This window comes from Secundilactobacillus odoratitofui DSM 19909 = JCM 15043 (assembly GCF_001434895.1).
Classification (GTDB): Bacteria; Bacillota; Bacilli; order Lactobacillales; family Lactobacillaceae; genus Secundilactobacillus; species Secundilactobacillus odoratitofui.
The window spans coordinates 394374-413049 of record NZ_AZEE01000028.1 but is presented as its reverse complement, the minus strand read 5'-3'; the positions used below and the strand labels follow the sequence as shown (position 1 = coordinate 413049).

Here is an 18676-nt window from a genome sequence, read left to right as displayed (position 1 = left end):
AATAGTTTTACGAAAAAAACCGCCCTATCAGTTGAATTTTCAAACTGATTAGGACGGTTTTTAATTGGTTACCCTGTTGTGGATAAGGCATTTAAAATCGAGATACCTTTAAAGAATCGGTGATAATAACCGTGAAAAGGCCTGCTTAAATCGTAACCATAGTGACATTTGGCGAAAATCAGTTGGCGTGATGAGCTGACTATTAGCCATGTCAGCTTTAAAAATCTCGCGTAACTGACTTGCCAAGGTCGTATCGTAGACAAACGCATTGGCTTCAAAGTTTAGTTTGAAGCTGCGAAAATCCATGTTCGCTGAACCAACTGAAGAAATTGCATCGTCTATGGTTAAAACTTTGGCATGCAAGAACCCCTTTTGATAAAAGTAGATTTTAGCACCATCTTCCGCTAACAGGCGGGCATAGTACTGGGTTGCGCGATACACAAATGGGTGGTCAGGCATGTGTGGGACCATGATTCGCACGTCTACGCCGGACAAAATCGCACTCCGTAACGCATTCAAGACACTATCGTCAGGAATGAGGTAAGGTGTTTGGATATACAGTCGCTTTCGGGCGCTGTTAATCATACGTAAATAGCCCATTTTCACCTGTTCTAAATCAGAATCAGGGCCACTCCCCACAATTTGCATCATCGTTTTACCAAGCCCATCGTTAGTTTTGGGAAAGTGCGTCTGGTTAAGATCCAATTCGTTTTCGGGAACAGTGGCATTCCAATCACGAATAAATCGTTGTTGTAAGGCCAGCACACCATCACCTTCGACTTTTAAATGCGTGTCACGCCAATACCCAAATTTTTTAGCACGACCAACGTATTGATCGCCAATGTTGAACCCGCCAATGTAGCCCGTCCAGCCGTCAATTGCGACGACTTTCCGGTGATTTCGGAAGTTCAACCGAAAATCACGCCAATTGGAATGGATGCCCAAGAAAGGTTCTGCAAAGCCGCCAGCATCACGTAAGGGATCAAAAAAATCTCGTTTGGTGCCCATCGATCCCCAAGAATCGTATAAGACTCGAACTTCGATACCTTCACGGGCTTTGGCAACGAGCGATTTAAGAATCGATTGGCCAAGTTGATCATTGTAAAAGGTATAAAATTCGATATAGACGTTATGTTCGGCGTTCAAAATTTCAGATTTGAGGTCATCGAATAATTTGGTGCCATCAGTAAAGATTGCCACTTGATTATTCATGGTAACAAACGAGTGATCAACGTTTTGAAAAAGTTCAATCATGTTTTTGACCGATGATTCTTGGTGGGTATCGTCTACTGAATAAGGTGGCAACATTGACTGTTGGCGTTTCAGTGCGTCAGTTAGTTCGGGATCAGGTTGAATGCGCACTTTATGCAACTGACGGTGGGTTAATTTACGGCCAAAGAATGCGTAAATTAAAAACCCAACAATTGGCAGTAAATTGAGCACAAGTAACCAAGCCCAAGTTGCAGCAATGTCTCGTCGTTCTCTAAAGACGGTAAGGACCGCGGCAATCGTGTTCAATGTAAAGATGAGTAAAATAACGGTATTGATGATGTTCCAGCTCATAGAAAATCTCCCCCAAAGAATAACATGCTTTAACGTTACCGCAAAAGCGGTTTTCAGAACAGTACTTATTTGAAATAATTGTTAGTTTTTCCAGGTGTGAAACGAATTTGGTAATCTTTATAGATTCTTACCATTACCTTGACCTTTTCGTTAGATTTAACGTGCATAATGACCTTATCAATAATGAAATGATGGTGGTATCCATGCTGAAACAACTTAATCCAGTCCAGCTCAAAACGACTAACCTGTTCACTTGGCGTCAATTAACGCATCAATACGGGATTGCCAACGTTTCAAATTGGCTCCAAGCCCGCGACGCATTGGAGAAAACCCAAAAAATTGAAATTCTTGGTGAATTTTATAGTCAGGACCAGGCACGGGACTTTCTATCACGAGAAAATGATCACCTCGCGTTTAGTCAGTCCCAAATTGAACTATTTGGTATCAAAGAAATTGGCCGTTACGTACTCATTCAATATCGCTAAAGATAAAGCGCTTGATATCACCCAGTTTTTGGGGTATCAAGCGCTTGTTGTTAAGCATGGTGTCTGAGCTGTTTGAGCCAATAAGTCAACGCAATAAAGGCCAAGAAAGCAACCCCAATTAAAACCGGAATCTGGGTTTCGGGGTTTAAAAACATAAAGACTAATGTTAAAAGTAGAAACGCAATCGTCACGTAGTTTGAAAATGGTGCAAATGGCATCTTAAATGGATGCGTAGCCATTAGGTCTGGATGCTGTTTGCGAAACTTTAATTGACTGATCAGAATAACGAACCACGGTACCATCCCGGGTAAGACACTGGAACTGTACACCAGAACAAACATATCATTCGCGTTTTTAAAGAACATGGGTAAAATCAGGTTTAAAATCACACCTAAGAAAATACCAAAAGCGATGGTTAAAGTGGCGTACACGGGCACACCATGTCGGTTTAGGAGCCCGAAACGTTTTGGTAACTGGTTGGTTTTCGATAATGTGTAAAGCATACGACTGGTACTGTAGATACCAGAGTTGGCACCAGAAAGTGCTGCAGTAATTACAACAAAGTTAATGATTGCCGCAGCGGCTGAAATCCCAATTTTCGCAAAGGTTTGAACGAAGGGTGAGCCAATCGTGCCAAGTTGATTCCAAGGGTAAATACATAGAATGACAAAAATAGCCCCAATGTAAAAGATCAAGATTCGCGAAACTGTTGACTGAATGGCACTTACCAGCGATTTTTGTGGGTTCTCAGCTTCACCAACGGCAATCCCGATGAATTCGATACCTTGATATGACGCTAAAACAATTGAAAGCGCAAATACAAAGCCCTTCACCCCACCGGTGAAAAAGCCAAACCGCCAGAGGTTGCTAAAGCCAATTGGCTGCATGTGATTGCCGATACCGAATAAAATCAGCCCAAAACCGGCAATAATCATCAACACGATGGTCACAACCTTGATCAAGGCAAACCAAAATTCTAGGTTACCAAACGTTTTGACTGAAACTAGATTGGCTAGACAAAGCGTGGCTATGGCGATAAGGCCAGGGATCCACCCAGGCAGTGATGGCCACCAAAACTGAACATAACTGCCAATGGCAATCATCTCACTCATGCCGATAGCCACCCACTGAAAGATATTACTCCAAGCGGTGAAGTACCCAAAAAACGGGTGCATGTACTCACTGGCAAATTTTGCGAATGAACCAGTATCTGGATCGATATAAAGCATCTCACCAAATGCACGCATGATGAAGTACAGGGCAATCCCTGCCAGTGCGTATGCTAGCAAGACGGATGGCCCAGTCCATTTGATGGTTGAAGCTGACCCCATGAACAGGCCAACCCCAATGGTGCCACCAATGGCAATCATATGAATCTGACGGGCATTTAATTTTCGTTGCATAAAAACATCCTTTCATGGTTCATAAAATAAGGGTGTTTGAAGCCTAACGAACTGGTTGTAATGTCCGGTGATCAGCGACCTTAGCCAGTTCGATCGTTTGTTGCATGAGCGTCGTAATTGTCATCGGCCCCACCCCACCTGGTACGGGTGTAATTGCACCAGCAACGTCTTTTGCGTGATCATAATCAACGTCACCTACTAGTTTACCATTTTCATCACGGTCCATGCCAACATCAATTACCGTAGCCCCAGGTTTAATATCGGCGGCTTTGATGAGGTGTGCAACACCAGTGGCAACAATCAGGATGTCAGCGGTCTTAGTGTGAGCAGACAAATTTTCGGTCAAAATGTGGGTGTAAGTCACGGTTGCGCCGGCATTCAGGAGTAGCGCGCCCATTGGCCGACCTACGATATTGGAGTCACCAACGATCACAGCGTGCTGACCTTTAGGATCGATGTGGTAGTGTGAAAGCATCGTCATGATTCCCTTAGGCGTACAAGAGACCGGATAGTGTTCGTGGCTATTGTTAAATAGTTTGCCGACACTTTCCGGACTAAAGCCATCGACATCTTTGTGGACGTCAATCGCGCGAATGATTTTACCTTCATCAATGTGTTTAGGTAGCGGCAGCTGAACTAAAATGCCGTGTACACTGTCATCACAGTTATATTGGTCAATGAGTTGTAATAATTCGGCTTCTGTAAAATCAGCCTCTCGTCGCTCAATAATTGATTCAATGCCTAATTTAATGGCTTTGCGATGTTTGTTATGCACGTAGATTTGACTGGCTGGGTCATGGCCAACAATGATGACCACCAGTTTTGGGGACAGACCAGTTGCCTTTAATTCGGCCACTTCGGCCTTCATATTAACGTCTAATTGGTTCGACAGTGCCTTACCATCTAAAATCATTAATCAATCTCCACCCTTTCGGATTCAAAGTGTCTCTTACCTATGCCAAAACGTTAAATGAAGCGAGATATGAACGAATAATTGGATTTAACGTTCAATATTCGTATTATAACTGATAATCAGTGAAAATTGGCTGTCAGTCACCTAAAAATTTCATGATTAAATTAAAATAACCGTTTAAAACAAAAAAATCGCTATGGACGCCGTAAATAACGACTTAGTCCATAGCGTTTTAAATGAGGTGTTACTTCGCCCGTTGATCATAGGCCCGCTTTGATTTAAATCCGGCCGCAAAAATTAATTTCATTTGATCGATATGGCGCTGTTTGGTAGTCGCTGCTTTGGCCCCAAAGATAAAGCGAGCCCATTCGCGTTGATAGCCAGGTGTTAACGCGTTGAAAAAAGTTTGGAGCGCCGGCTCGTCTCCTAAAAGCTCACTAACTGCTGGAATATCTTTTTCAAAGTCACTTAATGGTGGTTGTGCCATCCGTCTCATCTCCATTATGAAGTGTGCTTAGCTTACCACTGCCTGAACTCAACTGTCAATTCGTTGTAAGTGGCGGTTAATGACCATTGGGATCACCACTGTCACGGTTCGCCAGCAGGTCCAACCAAGTAGCATGCCACCCAAAACATCCGTCGCAAAGTGGGCTTGTAAATAGATGCGGGACAAGCCGACTAAAGCCACCCAACTAAAGCCAATCAAAACTTGAAGGACACGGTATCGGTGATTAGCTGGATGCCAGTAGTGACAAAGTAGACTGACCAAAATAATTGCGCCAACCATGTGCGCACTTGGAAAACTAAATCCCTGACTGATGGTTTCGGTTGCTAGTGGTCGTGGCCGTTGAATTAACATCTTAAATAGCCAGGCGAAGCCATCGCCACTGACAATGGTCAATAAGATAATGGCAGCTTGTAACAGTTGTTCCCTCAAAATATAAACTAACGCCAGTAACAAACAGCCGGCAAGTGTTATGATTGGTGACCCACTCCAAGTGAGCCAATTAAAAATTGTCGTACGACTACTGCTTTGAAAAGCAGTAATTAGGTGAGTAAAACTTTGATCGAGGCCGCTGGTTAGATTGAGTTTGATTGCAATTGCGAGTATTAAGAACAGACCCCAATCTAAACTCACACGGCGCCAGTTAGCTGGTTTAAGCTTCTGATTAAACGTGGTGGACATTTGGCTACCTCTTTTCTTTGATAAGATATTGTGGTCGGTGCTTGGTTTCCAGGTAAATCTTACTAATATATTTGCCAATGATGCCAAGGCTGAAGAGTTGAATGCCACCAACGAGTAAAATAATGCAGACCAGTGATGGCCAACCCATTGTTGGGTTACCGTAGACGAGTTTGCGGAAGATAACGATAATCAGTCCAATAATGGCCAAAGCGCAAGAGCCAAGCCCACCCCATGAGGCCAAGTTTAGAGGTGCTTCCGAAAAATCAAGAATACCTTCAAAGGAGTAGCTGATCAGTTGTTTCATCGACCAGTGCGTCTCGCCGGCCACTCGTGGTTGGTTGGCGAATTCCAAGTACTGGGTTTTGAAACCTACCCAGCTGAAGATGCCCTTGGAAAAACGGTTATATTCTGGCAGTGAGCGGACCGCTTGAACTACTGAACGACGCATTAAACGGTAGTCACGAACCCCAGACTGCATTTTAACCTGTGAAATTCGGTTGATCAGCCCGTAAAATCGGTTTGATAACCATGAACGCAGTACTGGTTCACCTTTTCGATCTGAGCGTCTGGTGGCGATGATATCGTTATCAGTGGTGTTGAGTAATCGGACCATCTTGGGTAACAACTCAGGTGGATCTTGCAAGTCAACGTCCATTACGGCGATATAGTCACCACTCACTTGGTCCAAGCCGGCTTTAAGGGCCGCCTCTTTGCCAAAATTACGCGAAAAATCAACAAAGTGGACTTGATCCGGTGCTTGAGCGTGTAAAATTTTGAGTTGATCAATAGTTTGATCAGTTGAACCATCGTTAATAAACCAGTATTCCCAGTGGTAGACTTCGCTTTCATCCGTACTAAATTGATTCAGGATGCTTTCGACCTTACTGTAAAAAATGGGAATCGCGTCTTGTTCGTTATAGCATGGGACAACAATTGAGATAGTTTTCATTTTAAGGAACCCCTCTTAGCGAATTGATGGTTTCAGTATAGGAGAAACCTAATCATACTTAAATCGGTAAAAAAAAAGAACTCTCTGAGAAAATCTCAGTTAAGTTCTTTTAGGGGCGTTTCACGGTCAATATGAGTTGATGTCGGTTGTGGATTTTTGAACGTTAAACTAAATTGCGTGCCACTTGGGACTGCATTGGCAACAGTGAGTTTAATCTGATTCAGGTTGGCCAGCTGCTTAGCAATCGCCAAACCGAGACCGGTGCCTTCAATTCTGGAATCGCGAGCATAACTCCCTCGATAAAAGCGATCAAATAAGTGGGCCTGATCTTCAGTTGAAATTTGAGGACCAGCATTAACGACGGTTACCGTGACATCGGCTGGCGTTTGCTCTAAATGAACCCGAATTAAACTATCCTTGGGGGAGTATTTGCCAGCATTGTCCAGTAAGGTTCGCAAAATTTGTTGGACGTTATCGGCGTTGGCAAGTACGGTTGCGGCCGAAGCACCGGTGACACTGATTTTTTGAATTAACAGGGCTCGTTGTTCTTCAACGGATTCAAAAACCAAGTTTGATAGGTTAATGTAGGTTCGTTCACTGGTTGCGCGATCAGCGCGAGATAAGATGAGTAGCTGATTGACCAGCTGCTGCATCCGAGTCGCTTCATCCGTGATAAAGTTGACCGATTTCGTCACGATTTCTGGGTGGTCTTGTCCCCGTCGCTGAATGAGCTTACTATGACCCAAGATGACTGCAATGGGCGTTCTCAATTCATGCGCGGCGTTTGAAACAAAGGTCTTTTCTTGCTTATTTTTATCATTCACGGCACCCAATAACGTGTTAAAGCTATTGGCTAATTGTGCAACCTCAACGGGCGTTTGTGGTGCTGGCAACGGATTAGCGTAATCAGCCGAGCGCGCACTTTCAGCCTGCGCTGCTTTACTCAGGTTAGCTAGTGGCTGAGTAATTTGTTTGGCACTCAAGGTAATAAAATAGCCACCAAGTGTGATACCAAACAACATTAAAATCGCCGTGACAATCAAAACGGAAATCAAAATGGTGACAACGCCATTCAAACTCAACCAAATTTGAGATTGAATGCCTAATCGAGAACCTGACCGATAGTAAACTAGACCATAATCGCTGACGTAACGGACTGCTGAAAAAATTGGTAATTGATAGCTTCGTTTACTTAAAAATCGCTTGGTCCCTTTGGAATAAAAAGTATCAGGTGCCGTGCCAATTTTTGAATTATACACTTTTACGTAAGTGTTGGCGGTGTTAATCGTACTGTTTTTGCGCCACTGATTCCAATCAGGTCGATCATCAATAATTGACCGTTTTAAACTGCTCAGAAGTTGAATGGATTGCTGTTCAGATTGACGAACCAGCTGAAAGCCAACGACTGACACAATTGAGATGCCAAGTAGGACCGCAAAAACAATAAACAGGCTAAAAAAACGACGCTGAATCGCTTTGGATGTTGTTTCAATCCGGGCGTTTTTCACTTAAATGCCCCCTTAGCTTTGGTAGTTCGCGGATAAAACGTAGCCGATACCACGGACAGTGTGAATCAAAGAGGCCTCAAAATCGCGGTCGATTTTATTGCGGAGATAACGGATGTAAACGTCAACCACGTTGGACTGACCGTCAAAGTCGATCCCCCACACGGTGTTTAAGAGGTCGTCACGAGACATGGTTTCTCCCGAATGCTGCATGAGGGTTAGTAACAGCTCGTATTCGCGTTGTGTTAATTGAATAATTTGATTGTCACGGGTGACCTGTCTAAGCTTCGTGTTTAACATCAAGTCGCCAATCCGATAGTTATGGTCCTGATCACGATTCGTGGTAGTTTTTTTGTGTCTTAATATCACGCGTAATCGGGCGAGTAATTCTTCAATTTCAAACGGTTTGGTGATGTAATCATCCGCCCCCGTATCTAAACCGGCAACTTTATCGCCAACATAGTCTCTGGCAGTCATCATGATGACCGGAATGTCGCTAGTTTTACGAATTCGACGCAACACGCCAAGTCCGTCGAGTTTTGGCAGCATCCAATCAAGCAAAATAACATCCAATTGTCCCCGCAAATTTTCAAAAGCAGAGAGCGCTTGTTGGCCGTCACTTGCCGTATAAATTTGATAGTCTTCAAATTGTAATTCAGTTTTTAAATAATCTGTGAGGCCTTCTTCATCCTCAACAATTAATAGTGAATGGGTCATGTGTGATCACTCCAATTACATCATAAAGTTTAGTCTACTATACATATCATACGCATTTTATGGCAAAAATACCTGTGAAATTCTCAGATTTAACGCGATTTTTGTTTGATAGAACTGAGCGGCCCTATCCTGTGCTAAACGGGGTTGTTCTTATCAAAAGCCGAATTTGAATAAGGATACAATTTTAATTCTGAGAAATTCTAAGATTAGTTTCAGGAATGGTCACTTTATTAATGTCTTCATTTTTAATAAAATTAAAGTACGATGGTTCATAATACTAATAAAGGAATTGATTTGAATGGCGCAACAGTCTAAAAAATATACTGGCTGGTGGGGATTATGCTTGGTATCACTTGCTGGCTTTCTCGTGCTTAGCATCGGGGTTGCGACGAATGCAGCCTGGTTGCACATGCTTGATCAGCCGCTTCAACAACTTGCTGAAAATGTTCGAACGGTTCACCGCACAACTTGGTTTGCCCACCTGGCGTTCTGGGGGACACCGGTGATCAATCTGCTGATTTGTGTCGTGATTGGTGTTGGTCTTTGGTTTATCGGGCATCGATTGGAAGTGGGACAACTGATTTGGCTAGAGTTAGGCATTAATTTACTGACCTATCTGGGTAAACACTTTTTTCAGCGAAGTCGACCACTTGGTAAATTGGTGGCTCAGGGTGGTTTTAGTTTTCCCAGCGGGCATACAACCAGTACCTTAATGATGGTATTGATCGTCCTCTTTTACGTGGTACCCCTACTGAGAAATCAAGAATGGCAGTTAGTCGTTGGGTTAGTCAGTCTGATTTGGTTTGGGATGATTGGCTTTGATCGGATTTATCTATTTGTACACTACCCAACGGACGTTTTGGGTGGCAGTTGTTTGGCGTTGTTTTGGTTGGCCTGTGTTAAGTTAGGCGCGTACTACTTCAACTCATCCAAAGTTCAGCGCTCAACCGAATAGGCGTTAAGAAATCGATTATTATGAAAACAAGGGGAAGTTTTGATGAAGTTAAGGATGAGTAGACATAGTAGCATTACGGCAATATTAGGCCTGATTTTGGCCATTGCAATGGGGATTGGGATTGTTTCGAACCTAGTTGTACCCTTCAATTTTAAAATGACAGCTGTGGTTGTGATTGGCTGCATTGTGGTGTGGCAGTTAAAACCATACTACCTGAACTGGGCAGAACGTTTATCTGATAAAACTGTGAACTGGTTGTTGGTGGCAATGGTGGCGTTAATCGTGATCATCCAGATAGCGGTGTTGTGGGTCACCCCAGCAACGGTCTATCACGATCCGTTTCGGACAATCGTTCAAGCTGAGCAGTTGAGTCGCGGCAATTTGACTTGGAATGATTCAATCTATTTCCAGCGATTTCCAAACAATGTGTCTTTGACCGTTATTTTGGCAGGTTGGCTTAAAGCTACCAGCTGGTTGCACATGACGACCAACAACAGTGTGCATTTGCTATCACTGATTTTGCTGGATGGTTTTATTGTGATTATGCTGCGCGCGTTACTCCGATTGAGTCATCGACACGGCGCGGTTATTTTAGCGGGGATGTTCTTTCTAGTTAGCCCATTTGCCTACACTTATTACTTACAAGTTTTTTATTCCGATTTACCAACCTTAATTTGTTTAGCACTCACCTTTAACATCGTGATTGGCTGGCAACATTTTGGCCGACTCAAAAAGTGGTTGGCAGCGTTTGGCTTAGTGGTTGTCATCACGTTGGGTGAAGTGGTTAAACCCAATTTAATTGTGTTACTGGTTGCGGTGTTGTTAGTGACGATTTGGCTGGCATTTCGAAACCGGATTGCTTTAAATCAACTGAAGACACCCTTTATCTTGATTGCGGTTGGTTTTGCTTTAGCAGTTCCATCGGCACACGGTTTAAGTCAAGTAAGTCATTTTCAGCCAAATAACGCCGAAGCCTTTCCGACCACCCACTGGATTTGGATGAGTTATAATCCCAAATATGCTGGCCGTTACAATTTTGAAGATGTTCAAAAACTGAGTCAGATCAAAGGTAAGACCCAAAAACAGGCCTATCTTAAAAAAGCACTCCCGGCTCGCTTGAAGTCGTTGGGTCCAGCAGGTATTTTGGGACGCTGGGTTGAAAAAGCTAGTATTTTGTTGAACGTTTCCTTTATGCAACAGGCGTACACTGGTGGTTTTATTCAAGCGCCGGGATGGTATCAAAAAATGGGGCCGACCCTATCGTTGCTGGGCTCGCTCATCATGCGAATCGGATTCATTTTACTTTATACCGAGACGTTAATTCGGTGCCTGCGTCTTTGGCGAAACCGAGCTACGATTCCGACCGTTGATCCACGAATCACCCTGACCATATTAACGGCGCTTGGGTACCTCGCCTTTCATACCTTGCTGTGGGAAACCGAAAGTCGGTATGGTCAGGTGATGTTACCTATCCTGGGCATCCTGTGTGCTTTACCAAGCTTAGCAACGGCCAATTTAAATGACTTGTTTGTGAAGCGTTCAATGACTGCCAAACGCGTTGGTTGGAGCGTTGTCGGATTGCTAGCGGTATTTGTTGGTGTTGGTGCGGGAAATCTGCAACGGATGCCACAAAGCCCGGTTGCCACGCAACAAAGTCAATTATCATTGCAATTTGACGCAAAACGGACACCGATTGAAGCAAATGGGACGCTCACCCAAGAAATTCGATTGAATCATTTAGCCCGTTCTGCTAGTGTTTCATTGGCGCCAGATCTATTGTTTAGTGGCCAGCTCGTTAACTTAAAGACCCACCGACATTATCGCTTCACTCGAATGCCAAGCGCTTTAGTCATTAATCACGTGTTGCCGGTGGGCAATTACCAAATTCAGCTTAAGAATCTACTCAATCGACCACAGTCACTGCTGTTGACCCAAACGTTAAATGATCGATTAGCGCCGTATCCGCTAGTTTATGGTGGCACTCAGCATCCGTACGCCTCGTTTGTTTATCAGTTTGACCGATGAATGATTGCCGGTCATTGGTCTAAACAAGTTGAGTAGGTCAACTCGGTTGGCGTCTGGCTACAATCATTGAGGAGGAATATTTTGAATCAAGCAGATTATGTGAGTCATAATGAAAAAATGGTCCAGCAGCTACCTGAATACGTGGCTGATTACTATTTAACCAAATCAAGCGTGCCCCTTTCTCCAGCAACGCTATATCAGTATTTAAACGAATTCCACCGTTTCTTTATCTGGATGATTGATACCAATCTGACTCAGGCCAAGACCGTTAAGCAGATTAGCCTAGATGACCTGGCAACGTTTAAAAAACAGGATATGGAGTTGTACAAGGCCTACTTGTTAAACCGCGGTAAACAAACCGCAAGTCATCCCAATGGTGTTTTATCCCACCGAACCGTTAATCGTTCATTAAACGCGCTCTCAGCCCTATTTCGTTTTTTAACCACTGAAGCTGAAACAGCGGATGGTGAACCCTATTTTTACCGCAATGTGATGAAAAAAGTGGCCTTAGTTCAAGATAGCGAAACCTACGCCACTCGTGCAAGCCACATCAAGGAAAAATTAATGTTGGGTGAACAAGATGTCAGTTATTTGAACTTCATTCAAAATGAGTACGGAAAACAATTGGACCCGCGTAAATTACGGTATTATCAGCGTGATCGTGAACGGGATGTGGCCATCAACGCGTTAATGCTTGGTACTGGTATTCGAGTATCCGAATTAGTCAACATGGACGTGGATCAACTCAGCTTGAAGGCAGCCAGCGTGACGGTCCGTCGCAAAGGTGGTAAGTGGGATGCGGTTCCTATTGCTAAATGGGTTTTGCCCTACCTTGCTGAATATGTGGAAATTCGTGCAGGTCGATACCAGACAACCCGTGATACGCCAGCCTTATTTTTGACGAAAGGCACGCAACAGCCACGTCGTATTACCTCTGCCACCGTTGAATTGCTGGTTGCTAAATATTCGATGGCTTTCAACCATGTGCGCATTACGCCACATAAACTTCGGCATACATTAGCCTCAAAATTATACCTTGAGACCAAAAATGAACACTTGGTTGCGACTCAGTTGGGGCAAAGTTCGACGAGCGCAACTGGCCTTTACACTCATATTATTGATACGCAACAGCGTTCGGCTTTGAACCAGCTACACGATCATGAAGAGTGACCATCGATTGACAAGCATTGTCGGTCACAAAACAAAGCAGCGTTAAATTTTCAGCCATTGGACTGAGAACTTAACGCTGCTTTATTTGTTTGTCACTTTTGCTTTAATTGAACTTGGATTTAGGCTTCATAATCCATTCGGATGATAACCGGATCCTTGGTCAAAAAGGCACCGACGCCATCCAGAAAGGCCTTAAAATGCGGGGTTTCGTTATGGAAAGACACTGCGTCAGCATCTTGCCAGTGCTCGATGATTTCGTATTCGGTCTCGCTGCCCAATTTTTTGAAGTGATTGTAACTCAAGTTACCTGCTTCACTCCGAGAACCGGTAACCAACTTGTTGATAAAGGCCTCATAAGCAGCTTGCTCACCAGGTTTAACGGTTAATTCAACGTTAATGACTTTCATTTTGATACCCCACTTTTCATTTGATTAGGCTCAGTATGCCACTCTTTTTAAAAAGTGTAAACGCTTTGATTAAGAGAATAACTTTTTGGTTGCCTTAGCTAACGTTTTAAGGTCTTTATCGTAACGCGGATTTTTAACGAGTTTACTTGCTGGTATGCCGGTGAAGTGATAAGCCGCAATTTCGCCTGAACGGACAGCACTTTGTTCAGTGAAGACCATTTGATAAGGTTGTTCGGCAAACTCACCAGTAAAGGCTAAGTTAGTGCTGTGGTCCGGAATTACCTTTGGCCGATCTGATTTTGCGCGGTTGTTAAAGAGTGCGGACGCATACGGCATGTAGCATGGGATATTGTTAATAATACTGTCCATGATGGCTGTTTTTTTAGTCATAATGTTTCCAGGACCTGGATCAACCTTTGAGAGTTGACCGATGAGTTCTTCAGCCATTTCGCGACCGTTCATTTCAATGTAGGGTTTCTCCACGAATTCCCCTTTCCGTCGTGGGTAGAGGAAGTAGCCCCAAATAACCGTTTCATTCGGTTTTTGGGTGGTAAAGTGTGGTTGATGATGAACGACGATCGACATGTTGACGTCTTTTTGGCCTAAAGCGGTAATGGGTTGCGTTGAAAGAAATGAATTCAAGGCATTGCCGGGTACTTGCGTCGTTATTCGAGTAATTTCATTGAGTAACAAATGGTTTTTGGTCGTTAACGTAAAGCTGACCCATTCACTGGCATTTCGATCAGCAAAGAATTTGTCTGGATTGCCTAGGTTATAAAAGTGTTCAGTGGCTTTCTTCCATAGACTGGAAGCTGCACCATAGTCCATGTTCTCAGCGGCTGGTGTTGTCAAGTCACCAATTGTTGCTGAATCAGTAATGGAGCCATTAGTGAACATGACGGCCGTTTGTTCATCCACATCAACAGTTTCTTCCTCGTCAGTCAAAGTGTTGGTCATGACCAGACCGGTTACCGTAATTTCGTCTTGAAGTGGTGTTTGTTTAAAGTGCCAATCAGTCACTCGTCGATTGAGAATAAAGGTGCACCCCTGTTGTTTAAGATAGTTAATGAGCGGTAGCATAATACTCTCAAATTGGTTATACCGGGTCCGATTAACACCAACTAAGTGTTCAATTTGAGTAAATTCATAGATCATTTGATGCATATAGCGTCGTAGTTCTTGCCCAGAACTTTGAATGCGAAAGGCAAAGGTGGTTTCCCACATATACCAGAAGTTAGTCTGGAACATGTGAGGATCATCTTTAAAGTATTCGGCAATTGTGACGTTGTCTAACCGCTCTTCTTGGTCATCTGGCATCATGATCAACTTGGTTAACAGTGCGCGATCCTTATTGTTGAGACCGAGTTTACCACCGTTGATGATGCCTTTGCCACCTTCTAGTAAGCGCGCTTTATCGAAAGTCCGGTGCTTCGCATCAAATTCATGGGTATCTTCGGCCGCAGTCATGCCAGTTTCGGTAGCTGAGGGAATCCGGCCTAACAAGTCCATTAAATCAACGTAGGTTCGGTAATTAAGCATTCGGCCACCTCTAGCGATGAAGCCCAGATGATTTTCAGTTGGATGGTTTTGATTCCAATAATCATCCTTGGCGTGAACAGCCTCGTCCCCGTCATTTGAACCATGGTCATCAATCGCGTAAAAGGTGATTTTGTCACCCTGCCAGTGTGCTTCTTGGATCAGATAAACAGCAGCGGCCATGTTTGCCAGCCCTGCACCAATCATAATTGCTTTTGTCTTTACCATGATATTGCCTCCTATCAGTATGATTCAACATTCAGCTACCTAAGTTCATTATAATCCTTGGTAAGTAAAACAACATGGTCATTTAAGCGAACTTTGACCAAAATTAAACCGTTGCGCCCACTGGTATGGGAACGGTTTCAAGAACCCTAAAAAATCCTGATTCAAACTGGTGAAACGATAGCAAAAAGAGACGAAAAAGAACACCGAACTGTCAAAAATTGGCAGTTTGGTGTTCTTTTAAAAGGAAACATGTGAATTCATTTCAAATGAATTAAATAATTGCAATGATTAAGCTTTATCAGTATCAATCATCCAGGCTAATGCCAGTGACTTTTCGCCGAGATGGGTCCCAATCACTGGGCCAAAATAACTTAATTCGACTGGAATTTGTGGGAACTTGGTTTCAACTTGCTTGACCCAATTGGCGCCACCTTCTGGATCATTACCTTCAATGACGAGTGCCCGCAACGGATAGTCTGCTTGTTTAACAGCTTCGGCGAATATGTCTTCTACTCGAAGTAAGGCCTTTTTCCGAGAACGGACTTTTTCGAATGCCACAATTTCGTGACTTTGATCGTCAAAGGTTAAGAGTGGTTTGATTTTTAAGATACTGCCGATAAAGGCACTGGCGTTTGATAAACGGCCGCCTCGAACCAAGTTTTGAAGATCGTCCACCACAAAAACTTCGTCAATGGTTGCCCGGACTGCATCCAAACGATCAATAATCGTGTCAATGTCTTCACCCTTAGCCGCCAGCTTGGCAGCCTCGATGGCTAAGTACCCCATTAATTTAACTGTGATCTGAGAGTCGTAAACAACCACCTTAGTATTAGTCAGGTGCTCGTTAACTTGACGTAATGAATTGACGAACCCCGAAATCGTGCTGGCCAGGTGAATACTGATAATGGTATCGTAGCCTTCATCCCCCAGTTGTTGATAAAGGGCGATCATTTCCCCCAGTGGTGGTTGAGAGGTACTTGGAAATGACTTCGAGTGCCGTAACTTTTCCCAAAATTCGTCGGTGGTAATATCCACACCTTCATTATAGGAACGACCGTCGATAATCACTGGAATTGGAACTACGTGAATCTGATAGCGTTCAATGTCTTCTGCTGACAAATAGCTGGTACTATCAGTGACGACAGCTATTTTCATGGTTAACACCCGTTTCTTTTTTCATTTTTTGAATTACTTGTCAAAATTGTCTGAGTTACATTGTAACAGGTTTACTACGTTGTAGGCAAGCACGCCTGATTACTCATCTAAACGACCATTAGCACGCTCTAAGCTTCGGTTTAAACGATTGAGCATAATTTTCATCATTTGCTGTTCTTCATCTGGCCAGTAGTGAAAGACGGCATCCACCAAGGCATCATAACCAGCGTCCACTTGGGTGAGGGTCGTCTGTCCCAACGGCGATAAAGCATATTCGAGTTGGCGGCGATCCCGACCGACTGCCGTTTTAGTGACCATTTCTTTAGTGGTCAGGTTCTTTAATTGTCGACTAAGTGTTGAAGTATCTAATTGTAACGCTTCAGCCATTGCATCCTGTGTGATCACCTGTTGATCGATTTGGCGCAGCAGTTTCCACTCTGCGATGGTCACGTGGTTTTGCTTTGTGACCTTGGTGATTTGGGTTTGCAGTGACTTAGCAGCCAAACTTAAGTTATCTAAAATATCGGCCAAAGCAAGTGCCCCCTTTGCAGCATTTGTTTGTATTATACAGCTTTTTAAGATTTATGCCTAGCACGCAATCCTTTACTCAGGTTTGAGACACCGGTATACTAGAAATTGCGTATAAAAGAACGAAGGAAGTGAGACCATGTCATTTGATGGCACTTTTACCCACGCCATGGTTGGAGAATTAACGCAACAGCTTGTTGGCGGCCGGGTCTCTAAAATTAATCAACCCTATAATAATGAGGTGGTTTTAACCATCCGAGCTAATCGGACGAGCATGCCATTGTTATTATCGGCTAACCCAACGTTTGCCCGAATTCAAATCACGGCGATCCCCTACGTTAATCCTGTCACACCAACTAATTTTACCATGATGATGCGAAAGTATCTTAGCGGTGCGATTTTGACGAGTGTGAACCAGGCTGCAAATGATCGGGTGGTTCACCTTGATTTTACCAGTCGCAATGAACTTGGTGATCAAGTGTCCTTGCGGTTGATCATCGAGATTATGGCGCGCCATAGTAACGTCATTTTGGTTGATTTATCGACTATGACGATTTTGGATACTATTAAACACGTCGGTTCTGACCAAAATCGGTATCGGACTCTGCTACCGGGAAGTCATTACATTAACCCACCGCAACAGGAACTAATTGACCCGTTTACCGTTACTGATGGAGATGAGCAAGTTGCAACCTTGGTGAAGGACTATCCAAACGAGGATGTCTTGGCGCAGACGTTGCGTCAGCATTATCAGGGACTAGGTCAGGATACGGCAATGGCCTTGGCCCGATACTTGCACGAACCAGGTGATGCCACCACTAATTTTATTAACTTTTTCAAGCAATTTGACGCACCTCAACCAACGCTAGTCACGTTTGATACTGGCAAAACCGCGTTTAGTGCCATTCCTTACCCTCAGGATGTGGATGACGCTGTGAGCCGTTCTTTTAAACAGTTGAGTGGTATGCTCGATTTTTATTACCAAGACCGCGCTGAACGTGATCGTGTTCAACAACAAGGCAGCACGTTAATTCACGTTGTTCGCAATGAACTCAAAAAGAATCGCACTAAGTTAAAGAAGTTAGAAGCAACGCTTAAGTCCGCAGCGGGTGCTGATGAGTACCGAATTAAGGGTGAATTGCTGACGACTTACCTGTCACAAGTTACCCGTGGGATGACCAGTATCACGTTGCCCAATTTCTATGACGACAATCAACCCCTTAAAATTAGTCTTTCCAACCAAATCAGCCCTTCTCAAAACGCCCAAAAATATTTTAAAAAGTATAATAAAATGAAGGCGTCCGTCAGTTACGTGACTGATCAAATGGCTAAGACCAACGCGGAAATTGCGTATTTGGACAACGTGAGTGCCCAAATCGAATTGGCAGCGCCTAAGGATCTAACCGATATCAAACTAGAATTGCAACAAGGCGGCTACCTTCGCGACCATGAACACAATCAACGTTCAGGCAAAAAGAAACGCCAACCGGTCTCAAAGCCAGAAGTCTTCACTGCGACTGATGGGACCAAAATTGAAGTAGGTAAAAATAACTTGCAGAATGAAAAGTTAACGTTGCATAGTGCTGCTAAAACTGATATTTGGTTACACGTTAAAAATATGCCAGGCTCTCACGTCATTATTCATGATTCGACGCCTAGCGATGACACACTGCTGGAAGCCGCCAACATTGCCGCTTTTTACTCTAAAGCCCGCCAGTCAAGCTCGGTGCCAGTCGATTATGTCCAAGTCAAGAAGATTCGAAAACCTAACGGGACCAAACCCGGTTACGTCATTTATGAGGGCCAAAAGACCTTGTATGTCACGCCAGACCGACAATTTGTTGAATCGTTAGCCAACTAATCGTAAATTGAGAACAATTCGGTGTCAGTGCAACCGTGGCACAACAAAAGGTGATTCAATGCGCGTCATGAGCGCTGAATCACCTTTTTA

Annotated in this window: 17 protein-coding genes; 5 read left to right on the top strand and 12 right to left on the bottom strand. The window is 43.7% G+C overall.

What is annotated here, in order from left to right:
• Window positions 1-108 precede the first annotated feature (108 nt).
• Window positions 109-1563 (bottom strand): cardiolipin synthase, encoded by a 1455-nt coding sequence (gene cls, locus FD04_RS06925; RefSeq protein ID WP_056947882.1) that lies wholly within the window; start codon window positions 1561-1563, stop codon window positions 109-111.
• Window positions 1564-1766: 203 nt separating this feature from the next.
• Between cls and FD04_RS06920 the strand changes: the two genes are divergently transcribed.
• Window positions 1767-2048 (top strand): hypothetical protein, encoded by a 282-nt coding sequence (locus FD04_RS06920; RefSeq protein ID WP_056947881.1) that lies wholly within the window; start codon window positions 1767-1769, stop codon window positions 2046-2048.
• 50 nt (window positions 2049-2098) lie between these two features.
• Here FD04_RS06920 and FD04_RS06915 read toward each other — a convergent pair whose 3' ends face one another.
• The 7 genes from FD04_RS06915 to FD04_RS06885 form a co-directional block, all read right to left on the bottom strand.
• Window positions 2099-3451: an amino acid permease gene (locus FD04_RS06915; RefSeq protein ID WP_054702140.1), complete on the bottom strand. Its 1353-nt coding sequence runs from the start codon at window positions 3449-3451 to the stop codon at window positions 2099-2101.
• Between the two features lie 43 nt (window positions 3452-3494).
• Window positions 3495-4364 carry a bifunctional 5,10-methylenetetrahydrofolate dehydrogenase/5,10-methenyltetrahydrofolate cyclohydrolase gene (locus FD04_RS06910; protein WP_054702144.1) on the bottom strand — a complete coding sequence of 290 codons (870 nt, stop codon included), beginning with the start codon at window positions 4362-4364 and terminating at the stop codon, window positions 3495-3497.
• A 244-nt stretch (window positions 4365-4608) separates the two neighbouring features.
• Window positions 4609-4851 (bottom strand): YdeI/OmpD-associated family protein, encoded by a 243-nt coding sequence (locus FD04_RS06905; RefSeq protein WP_054702147.1) that lies wholly within the window; start codon window positions 4849-4851, stop codon window positions 4609-4611.
• A 48-nt stretch (window positions 4852-4899) separates the two neighbouring features.
• The gene (locus tag FD04_RS06900; RefSeq protein WP_056947879.1) at window positions 4900-5550 is read right to left on the bottom strand and encodes a phosphatase PAP2 family protein; all 651 of its coding nucleotides are present in this window, start codon (window positions 5548-5550) and stop codon (window positions 4900-4902) included.
• Window positions 5551-5554: 4 nt separating this feature from the next.
• A complete protein-coding gene (locus tag FD04_RS06895; RefSeq protein ID WP_056947877.1) occupies window positions 5555-6499 on the bottom strand; it encodes a glycosyltransferase family 2 protein in 945 nt (314 codons plus the stop codon).
• A 95-nt stretch (window positions 6500-6594) separates the two neighbouring features.
• Window positions 6595-8007: a sensor histidine kinase gene (locus FD04_RS06890; protein WP_056947875.1), complete on the bottom strand. Its 1413-nt coding sequence runs from the start codon at window positions 8005-8007 to the stop codon at window positions 6595-6597.
• 12 nt (window positions 8008-8019) lie between these two features.
• A complete protein-coding gene (locus tag FD04_RS06885; protein ID WP_056947873.1) occupies window positions 8020-8721 on the bottom strand; it encodes a response regulator transcription factor in 702 nt (233 codons plus the stop codon).
• A 298-nt stretch (window positions 8722-9019) separates the two neighbouring features.
• Between FD04_RS06885 and FD04_RS06880 the strand changes: the two genes are divergently transcribed.
• The 3 genes from FD04_RS06880 (at window position 9020) to xerS (ending at window position 12871) form a co-directional block, all read left to right on the top strand.
• The gene (locus tag FD04_RS06880; RefSeq protein ID WP_082603162.1) at window positions 9020-9676 is read left to right on the top strand and encodes a phosphatase PAP2 family protein; all 657 of its coding nucleotides are present in this window, start codon (window positions 9020-9022) and stop codon (window positions 9674-9676) included.
• A gap of 42 nt (window positions 9677-9718) precedes the next feature.
• Entirely contained in the window at window positions 9719-11701 is a 1983-nt protein-coding gene (locus tag FD04_RS06875; RefSeq protein WP_056947869.1) for a hypothetical protein, read from the top strand.
• An 81-nt stretch (window positions 11702-11782) separates the two neighbouring features.
• Window positions 11783-12871 (top strand): tyrosine recombinase XerS, encoded by a 1089-nt coding sequence (gene xerS, locus FD04_RS06870; RefSeq protein WP_056947867.1) that lies wholly within the window; start codon window positions 11783-11785, stop codon window positions 12869-12871.
• Between the two features lie 119 nt (window positions 12872-12990).
• On the opposite strand, the gene FD04_RS06865 is transcribed toward xerS, so the two are convergent.
• The 4 genes from FD04_RS06865 to FD04_RS06850 form a co-directional block, all read right to left on the bottom strand.
• On the bottom strand, window positions 12991-13278 hold the full coding sequence (locus FD04_RS06865) for a putative quinol monooxygenase (RefSeq protein ID WP_056947865.1): 288 nt from the start codon (window positions 13276-13278) through the stop codon (window positions 12991-12993).
• Between the two features lie 69 nt (window positions 13279-13347).
• Entirely contained in the window at window positions 13348-15042 is a 1695-nt protein-coding gene (locus tag FD04_RS06860; RefSeq protein ID WP_056947863.1) for an oleate hydratase, read from the bottom strand.
• Between the two features lie 288 nt (window positions 15043-15330).
• Window positions 15331-16197 (bottom strand): DegV family protein, encoded by an 867-nt coding sequence (locus tag FD04_RS06855; RefSeq protein WP_054702166.1) that lies wholly within the window; start codon window positions 16195-16197, stop codon window positions 15331-15333.
• Window positions 16198-16296: 99 nt separating this feature from the next.
• Entirely contained in the window at window positions 16297-16728 is a 432-nt protein-coding gene (locus FD04_RS06850) for a MarR family winged helix-turn-helix transcriptional regulator (RefSeq protein ID WP_054702169.1), read from the bottom strand.
• Between the two features lie 136 nt (window positions 16729-16864).
• Here FD04_RS06850 and FD04_RS06845 point away from each other — a divergent pair, with 136 nt between their 5' ends.
• Window positions 16865-18586, top strand: a complete 1722-nt coding sequence (locus FD04_RS06845; protein WP_056947860.1) for an NFACT RNA binding domain-containing protein — start codon at window positions 16865-16867, stop codon at window positions 18584-18586.
• Window positions 18587-18676 lie beyond the last annotated feature (90 nt).